The organism is Actinomadura meyerae, assembly GCF_900188445.1.
GTDB lineage: Bacteria > Actinomycetota > Actinomycetes > Streptosporangiales > Streptosporangiaceae > Spirillospora > Spirillospora meyerae.
Genome location: NZ_FZOR01000003.1, coordinates 147762 through 162168, shown reverse-complemented (window position 1 = coordinate 162168; position 14407 = coordinate 147762). Strand labels below are relative to the sequence as shown.

Genomic DNA, 14407 nt, shown 5'->3' with positions numbered 1-14407 from the left:
CGCGTTGATCCCGGGAATCGTGGCATCGGACGGGCGGCGGGGCGTGACGGCGGGGCCGTCGGCGCAGGTACGCGATAGCCTCTAGCGTTCGATGCTGGCCGCGGAGCGGGGAGGGACGGCGCTTGTACCTGAAGACCTTGACGTTGCGCGGCTTCAAGTCCTTCGCGTCCTCCACCACGCTGAAGTTCGAGCCGGGGATCACGGCCGTCGTGGGGCCGAACGGGTCGGGCAAGTCCAACGTCGTGGACGCGCTGGCCTGGGTGATGGGCGAGCAGGGCGCCAAGTCGCTGCGCGGCGGCAAGATGGAGGACGTCATCTTCGCCGGGACGGCGAACCGGGCGCCCCTCGGGCGCGCCGAGGTCGTGCTGACGATCGACAACGCCGACGGGGCCCTGCCGATCGACTACACCGAGGTGACGATCAGCCGGCTGATGTTCCGGTCCGGGTCGAGCGAGTACGCGATCAACGGCGACTCGTGCCGGCTGCTGGACATCCAGGAGCTGCTGTCGGACTCCGGCATCGGGCGCGAGATGCACGTCATCATCGGCCAGGGGCAGCTCGACCGCGTCCTGCACTCGGGGCCCGAGGGGCGCCGGGCGGTGATCGAGGAGGCCGCCGGCGTCCTCAAGCACCGCAAGCGCAAGGAGAAGGCGCTGCGGAAGCTGGACGCGATGCAGGGCAACCTGACCCGCGTCCAGGATCTCACCGGTGAGCTGCGGCGGCAGCTGAAGCCGCTCGGCAAGCAGGCCGAGATCGCGCGGCGGGCCGCGGTGATCCAGGCCGACCTGCGGGACGCGCGGCTGCGGCTGCTCGCCGACGACCTCGTCACGCTGCGGACGAGGCTGGAGCAGGAGGCCGCCGACGAGGCCGCGATCCGGGAGCGCCGCACCGAGACGGAGCGGGCGCTCGGCGAGGCGCAGCGGCGCGAGGCCGTCCTGGAGGCGGAGGAGGCCGAGCAGGCGCCCGAGCTGGCGCGCGTCCAGGACACCTGGTTCCGGCTGTCGGCGCTGAAGGAGCGGCTGCGCGGCGTCGCCGACCTCGCCGCCGAGCGGCACCGCAACGCGGCCGAGGCGCGCGAGGAGGAGCGGCGCGGCCGCGACCCCGAGGACATGGAGCGCGAGGCCGCCGAGATCCGCGAGCAGGAGGAGATGCTCCGCGCCGCGCTGGACGAGGCGCAGGACGGCCTCGCCAACGCCGTCGAGCAGCGGACGGGCGTCGAGGAGGCCCTCGCGGCCGAGGAGCGCCGGCTGCAGGCCGCCGCGCGCGCCGCGGCCGACCGCCGCGAGGAGCTGGCCCGGCTGCGCGGCCGGGTCGAGGCGCTGCGCAGCAAGGCGCAGGCCGGCCGGTCGGAGATCGGGCGGCTCGCCGAGGCGCGCGAGGAGGCCGAGCAGCGCGCCGACGACGCACGGGTGGAGTTCGAGGCGTTCGAGGCCGAGGTCGTCGAGGACCCGGCGCTCGCCGCCGAGCACGAGGCCGCGCAGGAGGCGCTCGCCACCGCGAAGGACGCCGCAGAGGCGGCGCGCGCCGGGGTGGCCGGTCCGCGCGGGGCACTGAAGGAGGCGCGGGCCGCGGTGGCCGCCGCGCGGTCCGCCGACCAGGCCGCGCAGAAGAAGGTCACGGCGCTCCAGGCGCGGATCGAGGCCCTCAACCTGACGCTGGCGAGCGCCGCCGACGGCGGCGAGGCGCTGCTGTCGGCCGGCGCGGACGGCTCCCTCGACGGCGTGCTGGGCACGGTCGCGTCGCTGCTGAACGTCCGGCCCGGGTACGAGACGGCGGTCGCCGCCGCCCTGGGGAACGCCGCCGAGGCCATCGCCGTCGGCTCACTCGACACGGCCGAGGCCGCGCTGGCGCTGCTGCGCTCCCGCGACGCCGGGCGCGCCGGGCTCCTCGTCGGCGGGGGAGCGGTTTCCCCCGCCGCGCGGGTGCCGGGCGCCGACTACGCGATCGACGCGGTGAGCGTCCCCGAGGTCGTGCGTCCGGCCATGGAGCACCTCCTGCGGGACGTGGTGGTCGTCGACGACGTGCCGTCCGCCGCCGCGCTGGTCCGGCGCGAGGCGTCCCTGCGCGCCGTCACCCGTGACGGCGAGCTCGTCGGGGCGCACTGGGCGCAGGGCGGCGCGAGCGGTGCGCAGAGCCTGCTGCAGATGCGCGCGACCCTCGACCAGGCCACCGAGGATCTGGCCGCCGCGGAGACGGCGGCCGGGGTCGCCGCCGACGAGCTGGCGGCGTCGATGGAGCGCGAGCAGTCCGCCCAGATGGCGCTGGAGGCCGCGGAAGCCGCCGCCGGTGAGGCCCAGGCCAGGGTGAACCAGGCGCAGGCCGAGCTTGACCGCGTCGGCGCGCGCGTGCGCGAGTTCGACGCGAAGGCGGCGCAGGAGGCCAAGCGCGCCGCGCGGCTGGAGGCCGACGTCCGGGCCGCGCGCGGCGAGGTGGAGCGGCTCACCAAGGCGCTGGACGCGGCCACCGAGTCGCTGGAGCGCGACACCCAGGCGGCCGAGGAGCTGACGATGCGGCTGGCCGAGTCGGAGGAGGCCGCGGAGGTCGCCGACGAGGCCGGGCACGACACCGACGCGCGCGACGAGCTGCAGGCCCGCGCGCAGGCGCTGCGGTCCGCCGAGATGGAGTCGCGGCTGGCGGTGCGCACCGCCGAGGAGCGGGTGCAGGCCATCACCGGACGCGCCGACGCCCTCGAACGCGGCGCCCGCCGCGAGCGGGAGGAGCGCGCGCGGGCCGCGCAGCGCCGCGCCCGCCGCGAGGAGCAGGCCAGGATCGCCAAGGCCGTGCACCGCGGCGCCCGCGCGGCCCTCGACCGCATCGAGCACTCCCTCGCCGCCGCCGTCCGCCGCCGCGAGGCCGCCGAGCAGGCCAAGGCCGCGCGCGAGGCGGAGCTGAAGGTCGTCCGCACCCAGGTCCGCGAGCTGTCGGCGACCCTGGAGCGCCTCGTCAACGTCGTCCACGGCAACGAGGTCGCCCGCGCCGAGCAGCGGCTCCGGCTGGAGCAGTACGAGCAGCGGGCGCTGGAGGAGTTCGGCCTGGAGGTCGAATCGCTGGTCGCCGAGTACGGCCCCGACCAGCCCGTGCCCCCCGACCCGGAGAAGGGTGAGGACGCGCGGCCCGTCCCCTACGACCGGGCCGTCCAGGAGAAGCGCGCCAAGGCGGCCGAGCGGCAGCTCAACCAGCTCGGCAAGGTCAACCCGCTCGCCCTGGAGGAGTTCGCGGCGCTGGAGGAGCGGCACGCCTTCCTCACCTCGCAGCTGGAGGACCTCAAGAAGACCCAGCGGGAGCTGCTCGGCCTGGTCAAGGAGGTCGACGACCGCGTCCAGGAGGTGTTCGCCGCCGCGTACGGCGACACCGCCCGCGAGTTCGAGCGGATCTTCGCGCGGCTGTTCCCCGGCGGCGAGGGCAGCCTGTCGCTGACCGAGCCCGACGACATGCTCACCACCGGCGTCGAGGTGTCGGCGCGCCCGCCCGGCAAGAAGGTCAAGCGGCTGTCGCTGCTGTCCGGCGGCGAGCGGTCGCTGGTCGCCATCGCCTTCCTCGTCGCCGTGTTCAAGGCCCGCCCGTCGCCGTTCTACGTCCTGGACGAGGTCGAGGCCGCGCTCGACGACACCAACACGCAGCGGCTCATCACCGTCTTCGAGGAGCTGCGGGAGTCCTCCCAGCTCATCGTCATCACCCACCAGAAGCGGACCATGGAGGGCGCCGACGCCCTCTACGGCGTCAGCATGCGCGGTGACGGCGTCACCCAGGTCGTCAGCCAGCGGCTGCGGGACTGACCGCCCGGCCGCGAACGGCGTGATGCGGATTTCATATGGCCGTAATATTCGCGTCCGGTGCTTGGAGCGTTGCATCACCTATCCCTCGCAATTCGGACGGCGGCGCAAAATTATTTTCGGCATGCAATAACCGAAGGATTACGATGCATTCCCGCCGGTGGGATGCGAGGCGCGCGGTCAGCCTGCGCGGACGGTGACGTCACGGTCACGCTCGCGGACTTGTGCGGCTCCAGGGCGTCCACTACCCATGTGCACCGTGGTTCTCCGGCCCCTCACACACCGGGCATCCGCGCCCGGTACGGAGGACCGCCGGAGGTGCTGCCCATGGACGCCGGGAAACTCAAGGACAATTTCGCCCTGGTCGGCGCGAACGGCGTGGACGTCGCCGAATATTTCTATGCCGATCTTTTCGCGCGTGCGCCGCGGCTCAGGTCGATGTTCCCGGCGTCGATGGCGAAACAGCACGAAGTGCTGCTCGCGGCGCTGTCCCAGATCGTCTCCTCGGTCGACGACCCGGACGCGCTGGTGCCGTTCCTGCGGGACCTCGGCCGCCGGCACGGCGGATTCGGCGTCACGGCCGACCACTACGCGCCCGTCGGCGCGAGCCTGCTCTCCACCCTCGCCCACTTCAGCGGCCCCGCCTGGAGCGCGGACCTCGAACGCGACTGGACGGCCGCCTACGGCGTGGTCGCGCAGGTCATGACGGAGGCCGCCGCCGAGCCCGTCTCCTGATACCCCGTGGACGCCCAGCGGCTGAAGGACAGCTTCGACCGGGTCGCGGAGCAGGGTGACGCCGTCGCCCTGTTCTTCTACTCCGACCTGTTCGTCCGCAACCCGCACCTGCGCGACATGTTCCCCGTCGGGATGAGCGGCCAGCGGGACAAGCTGCTGCGGGCCCTCGGGCACATCGTCGCCAGGGTCGATGACCTGCCCGCCCTCGTCCCGTTCCTGCAGCAGCTCGGCCGCGACCACCGGCGGTTCGGAATCGTCGCCGAACACTACCCGCACGTCGGCGCGAGCCTCCTCGCCACCCTGCGGCACTTCGCCGGCGACGGCTGGACCGACGACGTCGAGGGCGACTGGAACGCCGCCTACAGCCTGGTCGCCAAGGTGATGCTGGAGGCCGCCGACGAGAACGCCCTCACCAGCCCCGCCTGGTGGAACGGCCAGGTCGTCGCGGTCGAGCGGCGCCGGTTCGACATCGCCGTCCTGCGCGTCCAGCCGGACCGGCCGCTGCCGTACCGGCCGGGCCAGTCGGTCGCGCTGGAGGTGCCGTCGCGGCTGCGGCACTGGCGGTACTACTCGATGGCGAACGCGTCGCGCCCCGACCACACCGTCGACTTCCACGTCCGGCTGGTGGACGGCGGGCCGGTGAGCCCGGTCCTGGTGCGCCGCACCGAGACCGGCGACCGGGTCCGGATGGGCGCCCCGATCGGCACGCTCACCCTGGACGAGGAGTCCCCGCGGGACGTGCTGCTCGTGGCGGGCAGCACGGGCCTGGCCCCGCTCAAGGCGATGCTGGAGCAGATCGCGCGGCGCCCCGCCCCGCCGCGGGTGCACCTGTTCTTCGGCGCCCGCACCCGCGACGGCCTGTACGACCTGGAAGACCTGACCAAGCTGGCCGGCGGGTTGCCCTGGCTCACCGTCGTCCCCGCCGTATCGGACGAACCCGGCGGGCACGGCTTCTCCGCCGTCCTCTCCTCGGACGCCGGGGACGTCGAGCACGGCAGCCTGCCGGACGTCGTGGCGAGGCACGGCCCCTGGGACGGCCGCGACGCCTACGTGTGCGGGCCGTCCGCGATGGTCGGGCACACCGTCGAGCAGCTCGCGCGGCTCGGCGTGGCCCGCGACCGCATCCGCCTGGAAACCTTCGCAGACGCACAGAGGTGAGCGCGTTGAACTCCCCGAACCTTCCCGTGGTGTCCGCCGGCACGCGGCTGACCCCGGGCGAGCTCCGCTCGGTGGTCTTCGCGCGGGCCGCCCTCGGCCGCCGCGGCTACGACGAGGAGCAGGTCCGCGGCTTCCTCGCCTACGTCGAGGACCAGCTCGTCCAGATCTTCACCGACAAGGCGGCGCTCGCCGACGAGGTAAACCGCCTGCGCGCCCAGGCGGCCAGGGGCGGCGGCTCCGGCGTGCTGGCGCCCGAGGACGCCCACTTCCAGGCCGTCCGGATCCTGTCGCAGGCGCAGCAGACCGCCGACCTGTACGTCGCGGACGCCGAGCGCTACACCCGCGAGCTGGCCCACGAGGCGCGCCTGCACCGCGAGGCGATCCTGTCGGACGCCAAGGGCCGCGCCGAGCACCTCCTGGAGGACGCCCACCGCAAGGCCGCCGCCGTAGCCGACGCGGCCGTCCGCTCCACAGAGGAGACCCGAATACCGGACGACGAACGCCGCGCAATGGAACGGGAGATCGCCTACCTGCGCACCTACAGCGACGTCTACCGCACCCACCTGCGCACCTACCTGGAGGCCCTCCTACGCAACGTAGACGAATGGGAAACCTCCGAACGAGCGTCCCTCCCAAACACCCCCTGACCCCCACCCGCACGTTTAAAGCCCGACCACAAGGTCACCGGCAGCCAAGCGAAGCAAGTGCGAGACCGTAACGCGAGGATGGCCGAAAGGCGGGGTTTCCCAGGGGATCGACTTCCTGAACCACCACCACGGGTCGGGCGGCCGGAGGGCGCTCTAGCGCCCGGAGGTCGCACGACCCGCCGAGCCGGGCGACCGCAGCGACACGCCACAGACCCGCACGGTCACGACAACCGAAACCGTGGCGTGAGGATCGACCGGCTCGCAACGGGGGTTCCAGGGGGTCGCCCCCTGGGCCAACACAGCACGGGTCGGGCGGCCGGAGGGCGCTCTGGCGCCCGGAGGTCGCCCGACCCGCCGAGCCGGGCGACCGCAGCGACACGCCACAGACCCGCACGGTCACGACAACCGAAACCGTGGCGTGAGGATCGACCGGCTCGTGACGGGGGTTCCAGGGGGTCGCCCCCCTGGGTAGACACAGCCCCCCTGGGGGAATCTGCAAAACTTGGGGGCGCTATGGAATATCTGATCGTCATCGCCGCGCTGGCCGCCGTCGCTCTGATCGTCGGCGGCATCACGCTGCTGAGGCCCCGCCGTACCCGCCCGCGCCCGCCGGTGGAGCGCCCGACGGAACGCACCGGCGGCGCGACGGCCGTCGATGAGGCGGGGGCGCCCGTGGTGGAGGAGGCGCCTCCGACGGAGGTGCCGGCTCCGCGTCCCACGATCGAGATCGAGAAGCCGCCGCCGGGGGCGGGGCGTCTGGTGCGGCTGCGGGCGCGGCTGGCGCGTTCGCAGAACACGTTCGGGAAGACGCTTCTCGGGCTGCTGTCGCGTGACACGCTCGACGACGACGCCTGGGAGGAGATCGAGGACACGCTCATCACCGCCGACATGGGGGCGGCGGTGGCCCGGCAGGTCACCGATGATCTGCGGACGCGGGTGCAGGTGCTGGGGACGCGCAGTCCCGAGGAGGTCCGGGCGCTGCTGAAGGAGGAGCTGGTCAAGCAGATCGGCCCGGATTTCGACCGGTCGCTGCGCACGGAGGGGCACGGTGACCGTCCGGCGGTGCTGATGGTCGTCGGTGTGAACGGCACGGGCAAGACGACGACGTGCGGCAAGCTCGGCCGGGTGCTGGTCGGGGACGGCAACACGGTGGTGCTGGGGGCGGCGGACACGTTCCGCGCGGCCGCGGCGGACCAGCTGGAGACGTGGGGGACGCGGGTCGGGGCGCAGGTCGTCCGCCGGGACGAGGGGGCGGATCCGGCGAGTGTCGCGTTCGACGCGGTGAAGCAGGGCATCGAGTCGAAGGTCAACGTGGTGATCATCGACACGGCGGGCCGGCTGCACACCAAGACCGGGCTGATGGACGAGCTGGGCAAGGTCAAGCGGGTGGTGGAGAAGCAGGCCGCGGTGGACGAGGTCCTGCTGGTGCTGGACGCGACGACCGGTCAGAACGGCATGCAGCAGGCGCGGGTGTTCGCGGAGGTCGTGAACATCACGGGCGTCGTGCTGACGAAACTGGACGGCACCGCGAAGGGCGGGATCGTCGTGCAGGTGCAGCGGGAGCTGGGCGTGCCGGTGAAGCTGGTCGGGCTGGGGGAGGGCCCGGACGACCTGGCGCCGTTCGAGCCGGAGGCGTTCGTGGACGCGATCCTGGGTGACTGAAATAGACCTCTAAGCGGATAAAAACGACATGTGAGGAATTAGAAACACGCACGAAACACGCCGGTGGTGCTTTTCACACCGGCGAAACGCGGGAGCCCCGCGCGCGAAACCGCCGAGGTCGAGTCTCTGAGCAGTTCGAAGTTCCCTGGCGAGGAGGGACTCTCTCAGAGATGAAGATCGATAGCGGTAGTACCGCCTGGATGCTGACGAGCACCGCGCTCGTCCTGCTGATGACACCCGGGCTCGCCTTCTTCTACGGAGGCATGAGCCGCGCCAAGAGCGTGCTCAACATGATGATGATGAGCTTCGTCAGCATCGCCGTGGTGGGCATGGCGTGGGTCGTCTACGGCTACTCCCTCACGTTCGGCGACGGCGGCCCCCTGAGCTCCTTCGTCGGCGGGTTCGGCGACTGGGGGCTCGTCGGGCTGGAGAAGGTCGCGACGGCCGACGACGGCACGGGCATCCCGCAGCTGGTGTTCGTGGCCTTCCAGGCGACGTTCGCCATCATCACCGTCGCCCTGATCAGCGGCGCCGTGGCGGACCGCGCCAAGTTCGGCGCGTGGGTCGTGTTCACCGTGGTCTGGGCCACGCTCGTGTACTTCCCGATCGCCCACTGGGTGTGGTGGTCGGACGGCGAGGAGGGCGGCAAGGCCGGGTGGCTGTTCGACCTCGGCGCCCTCGACTTCGCGGGCGGCACGGTCGTCCACATCAACGCCGGTGTCGCGGCGCTCGCGCTGGCGCTCGTCCTCGGCAAGCGCCAGGGCTGGCCGAAGGAGCCGATGCGCCCGCACAACCTCCCGTTCGTCCTGCTCGGCGCCGGGCTGCTGTGGTTCGGGTGGTTCGGCTTCAACGCCGGGTCCGCGCTGGTCGCCGGCGAGACCGCGGCGGTCGCGTTCATCAACACGATCGTCGCGACCTGCGCCGCCGCGTTCGCCTGGATCGTCGTCGAGAAGCTGCGCGACGGCTCGTCCACCACGCTCGGCATCGCGTCCGGCGTGGTCGCGGGCCTGGTCGCCATCACCCCGGCCTGCGCGTTCGTCACCCCGCTCGGCGCCCTGGCCCTCGGCCTCATCGCCGGCGCGGTGTGCGCGTTCGCGGTCGGGCTCAAGTACAAGCTCGGGTACGACGACTCGCTCGACGTGGTCGGCGTCCACATGGTCGGCGGCATCGTCGGCGCCCTGCTGATCGGCTTCCTGGCCACCACCGCCGTCAACGAGGGCGGCGCGGACGGGCTGTTCGCCGGCGGCGGGTTCGGGCTGCTCGGCAAGCAGGCCATCGCCGTCCTGGCGACGCTCGCCTACTCCTTCGTCGTGACCTACGTGATCGCCAAGGTCATCGACCTGGTGATGGGCTTCCGGATCAGCGACGAGGACGAGGCCGCCGGCATCGACAGCACGGCGCACGCGGAGACCGCCTACGACTTCGGCACCATCCGCGCGGGCATCGGCTCCGGGGCGACCGCGGCCGCGCCCGCCCCCGCGAAGAAGGTTGAGGCGAAGTGATGAAGCTCGTCACGGCGGTCATCAAGCCGTTCAAGCTGGACGAGGTCAAGAAGGCCCTGGAGACCTTCGGGGTCAAGGGCATGACCGTCAGCGAGGCCAGCGGCTACGGCCGGCAGAAGGGCCACACCGAGGTCTACCGGGGCGCCGAGTACCAGGTCGACCTGGTGCCGAAGGTCCGGGTCGAGGTCCTGGTGGACGCCGCGGACGCCGACGACATCATCGACGTGATCGTCCGCGCCGCGCGCACCGACAAGATCGGCGACGGGAAGGTGTGGGCGGTCCCGGTGGACAGCGTCGTCCGCGTCCGCACCGGCGAGACCGGCCCGGAAGCCCTCTAGGACGCCCCGTGCCCGCTTCCGAACCCCGCGGCCCCCGGCCGCCGAGCCCGCCGGCCCCGACCGGGACGGCGTCCGGCCGGGGACGCGGGGCCGGGGAAGCCGGCGCGGCCCGGACCGCCCGCGCCTCCCTCGCGGAGGCGCGGGCGTCCCGCGCCATCGCCCTGGACCGGCGGCTCGCCGCGCTCCTTGACGCGGCGGTCTGCCCGCCCGCTCCCGCTCCCGGCTCCCACCCGAACGGCTCCGCCGAACCGGCCGCCGCCGTGCTCCCCGGCGGCGCCGTGGTCCCCGACAGTTCCGCCCGTCCAGAGGGCGGTGTGCACACGGGCGGCTCCGCCTCGCCCGACCGCGCGACGGCCCGCAGCGGGATCGCCCTCGCCGCGGTCGGGAGCCATGCCCGCCGGGAGCTCACGCCCGGCGGCGATCTCGACCTCGTCCTGCTGCACCGCGGCCGGGCCGACATCGCCGGGATCGCCGACCGGGTCTGGTACCCGCTGTGGGACTCCGGGACGCGGCTCGACCACTCCGTCCGCACCGTCCACGAGGCCCGGACGGTCGCCCGCGGCGACATGAAGGCCGCGCTGGGGCTGCTGTCCGTGCGGCGCGTCGCCGGCGACCACACCCTGGTGGACGAACTGCGCGCCGCCGTCCTCGCCGACTGGCGAGCCGACGCCGCCGTCCGGCTGCCGGAGCTGGCGGCGATGTGCCGGGAGCGCTGGGAGGCCCAGGGCGAGCTGGCCTTCCTCCTCGAACCCGACCTCAAGGAGGCCCGGGGAGGGCTGCGCGACGTCCACGTGATGCACGCCGTCGCGGCGTCCTGGGTGGCGTCCGCCCCCGACGGCCGGGTCAAGGCGGCCCACGACCTGCTCCTCGACGTGCGGCACGCGCTGCACGAGGTCACGGGCCGCTCCGCCGACCGCCTCGTCCTGCAGGAGCAGGAGGCCGTCGCCCGCGCGCTCGACCTGCCGGACGCGGACGTCCTGCAGCGCTCCCTCGTGGACGCGGCCCGCACGATCACCTACGCGGGCTCCAACCTGTGGCGCCGCGTCGACCGGCTCGGCCGCTCCACGGCCGGCCGTCCCCTCCATGACCTGGGCGGCGGGCCGCAGGTGCACCGGCCCGCCGCCCACCGGACGCCCGGCGGCCCCGCGCGGACCGGGGGCGCCGAGCGGCGCCCCGTCGGCGACGGCGCCGTCGAGTACGAGGGCGAGGTCGTGCTCGCCCGGAACGCCGACCTCGGCGACCCCGTGCTCGTCCTCCGGGTGGCGGCCGCGGCGGCCCAGGCGGGCCTGCCGCTCGCTCCCGCGACGGTGGCGCGGCTCGCCGAGCACGCGGCGCTGCCGCCGGTGCCGTGGCCCTCCGGCGCCCGCGACGCGCTGGTCTCCCTCCTCGGCGCCGGTCCCGCCGCCATCGCCGTGTGGGAGGCCCTCGACCGGGCGGGGCTGGTCGTCCGGCTGCTGCCCGAGTGGGAGCATGTCCGGAACCGGCCGCAGCGCAACCCCGTCCACCGCTTCACCGTGGACCGCCACCTCGTGGAGACCGCGGCCGGCGCCGCCGCGCTCACCCGCGAGGTCGCCCGTCCCGACCTGCTGCTCATCGGCGCCCTCTTCCACGACATCGGCAAGGGCCGGCCCGGCGACCACTCCACCGCGGGCGCCGCCGCCGTCCGCGGCATCGGGACGCGCCTCGGCCTGCCCGAGGACGACGTGCGCGTCCTGGAGACGCTCGTCCGCCACCACCTGCTGCTCCCCGACACCGCCACCCGCCGCGACATGGACGACCCCGTGACGGTGCAGCACGTCACCGACGCGGTGTCCGCGGTACCGGGACGCGAGCGCGAGATCCTCGACCTCCTCGCCGCCCTCGCGATCGCCGACGGCACGGCCACCGGCCCCGCCGCCTGGGGATCCTGGAAGGCCGGCCTCGTCGCCGAGCTGGTCCGCCGCGCGGCCGCCGCCCTCACCGGCGGGACGCCGCCGCCCCCGCCCGTCCTCGACCCCGCCCACCTGGCCCTCGCCCGCCACGACGGCGCCGCCGTCCGCGTCGCCGGCTCCCGCATCACCATCGCCGCCCCGGACCGTCCGGGCCTGCTCTGGCGGGCGTCCGGCGTCCTGGCCCTGCACCGGCTGGCCGTGAAGACCGCCCGGACGATCTCCGCCCCGGCCGACGGCGCCCGCGGCCCGGCCCCCGCGCCGCGGGAGACCGGCGAAGCGGGCGGGGAGCCGGCGCCGGCGGCGCGGCCGGCCCCGAGCAGGACGGCCGTCCTGGACTTCACCGCGATCCCGGAGTTCGGTACGCCGCCGGATCCGGCCGGGCTGGAGGCGGACCTGCGCCGCATGCTGGCCGGGCGCCTCGACGTGGCCGACCGCCTGGAGCGGCGCGCGCGGTCGATGCGGACCCGCCGCGGGGCGACGGTGCCGCCCCCGCGCGTCATGATCGTCGAGGACGCGTCCCGGACGGCGACGGTCATCGAGGTGCGCGCCCACGACCGCCCCGGCCTGCTGTGGCGGATCGGCCAGGCGCTGGGCTCCCGCGGCCTGCACATCCGCGCCGCCCAGATCGACACGCTGGGCGCGGAGGCCGTGGACGTCTTCTACGTGGTGGACGGCGACGGGCGCCCGCTGAGCGATGAGGCGGCGCTCGACGCCGTCCGCGCCGACGTCCTCGCGGCGCTGGGCTGAGACTTTCCGCGGCCCGTCGCGGCGTTGGCGATCTCGTCCGGACGCGCGACCTCGCCCTCTCATCCACCCTGGGCAGGGCGGCTCGGCTCGGCGCCACGGTCGCGGGTGCCGGGGGCGGCCGTGCGGTCGCGATCGCGGGCCGCTGAGACGCCGCGTCCAGGGCGGCGCAACCAACAAGGTGACCCGATACGCTGATAGGCGATCCCAAAAGCTTTCCAAGGACGGTCCAGACACGTGTTCGAGACGCTCTCCGACCGGCTGACGACGGTCTTCTCGTCCCTGCGCAGCAAGGGCCGGCTCTCCGAGGCCGACATCAACGCGACGGCCCGCGAGATCCGGATCGCGCTGCTCGAGGCCGACGTCGCGCTCCCCGTCGTCAAGGACTTCATCGCCCAGGTCAAGGAGCGCGCGGCGGGCGCGGAGGTCTCGCAGGCGCTGAACCCGGCGCAGCAGGTCGTCAAGATCGTCAATGAGGAGCTCATCGCGATCCTCGGCGGCGAGACCCGCCGGATCCGGCTGGCCAAGACGCCGCCGACCGTGATCATGCTCGCCGGCCTGCAGGGCGCCGGCAAGACCACCCTCGCGGGCAAGCTCGCCCGGTGGCTGAAGCAGGAGGGCCACACGCCGCTGCTGGTGGCCGCCGACCTGCAGCGGCCCAACGCCGTCCAGCAGCTCCAGGTCGTCGGCGAGCGCGCCGGGGTGCCGGTGTTCGCGCCCGAGCCGGGCAGCGGCGTCGGCGACCCGGTCGACGTGGCGCGCCGCTCCATCGACCAGGCCCGGCACGCCCTGCACGACGTCGTCGTCATCGACACCGCGGGCCGCCTCGGCGTCGACACGGAGATGATGCAGCAGGCCATCGACATCCGCGACGCCGTCCAGCCCGACGACATCCTGTTCGTCGTCGACGCCATGGTCGGCCAGGACGCCGTCAACACCGCCCAGGCGTTCATGGACGGCGTCGGCTTCGACGGGGTCGTCCTCACCAAGCTCGACGGCGACGCGCGCGGCGGTGCGGCGCTGTCGGTCCGGCACATCACCGGGCGCCCGATCATGTTCGCCTCGACGGGCGAGAAGCTGGAGGACTTCAGCGTCTTCCACCCGGACCGCATGGCGGGCCGGATCCTCGACATGGGCGACATCCTCACCCTGATCGAGCAGGCCGAGCAGGCGTTCGACGCCGAGCAGGCCGAGAAGATGTCCAGCAAGTTCGCCTCGGGCGAGGACTTCACCCTCGAGGACTTCCTCGAGCAGATGATGATGATCCGCAAGCTCGGCCCGATCGGCAACCTGCTCGGGATGATGCCGGGGATGGGGCAGGTCCGCGACCAGATCAGCCAGATCGACGACCGCGACCTGGACCGGATCGCCGCGATCATCCGCTCGATGACCCCGCAGGAGCGCGCCCAGCCGAAGATCATCAACGGCTCGCGGCGGGCCCGCATCGCCAAGGGGTCGGGCGTCACCGTCGGCGAGGTCAACAGCCTCGTCACCCGGTTCTTCGACGCGCAGAAGATGATGCGCCAGATGGCCGGCGGCATGGGCCTGCCCGGCATGCCCGGCGGGCGCAAGAAGGCGGCGAAGGCGGCCGCCAAGAAGAACCGCAAGGGCAAGCAGCGCAGCGGCGACCCGCGCAAGCGCGCCGCCGGCAAGGACCGGCAGCCCGCGGCCGACGGCATGCCCCAGGGCCTCCCGCCGGGCCTCGGCGGCGGTCCCGGCGGCACGGGCGGCCCCGGCGGGCTGCCGCCCGGCCTCGGCGGCCAGCTCCCGCCCGGCTTCCAGATGCCCGACCTGGGCAAACTCCAGGGCCGCAAGAAGAAGTAGGCGGCCGCGGCCCGCCGGGCCGCCCGCGCGGCACCGCGCTCGCGCCCGGCGGGGCTCGGGCGGCGTGCTCGAACCCGTGGCTCATGCCGGACA

At 73.9% G+C, this 14407-nt stretch carries 9 protein-coding genes; all 9 read left to right on the top strand.

Annotated elements, in window-relative coordinates; all coding sequences use genetic code 11:
- The first annotated feature begins 122 nt into the window (after positions 1–122).
- Positions 123–3776 (top strand): chromosome segregation protein SMC, encoded by a 3654-nt coding sequence (gene smc, locus CHF16_RS05365; protein ID WP_089324768.1) that lies wholly within the window; start codon positions 123–125, stop codon positions 3774–3776.
- A gap of 324 nt (positions 3777–4100) precedes the next feature.
- On the top strand, positions 4101–4508 hold the full coding sequence (locus tag CHF16_RS05360) for a globin domain-containing protein (protein ID WP_179271398.1): 408 nt from the start codon (positions 4101–4103) through the stop codon (positions 4506–4508).
- A 6-nt stretch (positions 4509–4514) separates the two neighbouring features.
- Positions 4515–5666 (top strand): globin domain-containing protein, encoded by a 1152-nt coding sequence (locus CHF16_RS05355; protein ID WP_089324766.1) that lies wholly within the window; start codon positions 4515–4517, stop codon positions 5664–5666.
- Between the two features lie 5 nt (positions 5667–5671).
- A complete protein-coding gene (locus CHF16_RS05350) occupies positions 5672–6313 on the top strand; it encodes a DivIVA domain-containing protein (protein ID WP_179271397.1) in 642 nt (213 codons plus the stop codon).
- Positions 6314–6826: 513 nt separating this feature from the next.
- Positions 6827–7975 (top strand): signal recognition particle-docking protein FtsY, encoded by a 1149-nt coding sequence (gene ftsY / locus CHF16_RS05345; protein WP_089324764.1) that lies wholly within the window; start codon positions 6827–6829, stop codon positions 7973–7975.
- Positions 7976–8145: 170 nt separating this feature from the next.
- Positions 8146–9477: an ammonium transporter gene (locus CHF16_RS05340; RefSeq protein WP_089324763.1), complete on the top strand. Its 1332-nt coding sequence runs from the start codon at positions 8146–8148 to the stop codon at positions 9475–9477.
- Entirely contained in the window at positions 9477–9815 is a 339-nt protein-coding gene (locus CHF16_RS05335; protein WP_089324762.1) for a P-II family nitrogen regulator, read from the top strand. Before CHF16_RS05340 ends, CHF16_RS05335 begins: the two co-directional genes overlap by 1 nt.
- An 8-nt stretch (positions 9816–9823) precedes the next feature.
- Positions 9824–12493 (top strand): [protein-PII] uridylyltransferase, encoded by a 2670-nt coding sequence (locus tag CHF16_RS05330; RefSeq protein ID WP_245868232.1) that lies wholly within the window; start codon positions 9824–9826, stop codon positions 12491–12493.
- 234 nt (positions 12494–12727) lie between these two features.
- Positions 12728–14314, top strand: a complete 1587-nt coding sequence (ffh, locus tag CHF16_RS05325) for a signal recognition particle protein (protein WP_089324761.1) — start codon at positions 12728–12730, stop codon at positions 14312–14314.
- Positions 14315–14407 lie beyond the last annotated feature (93 nt).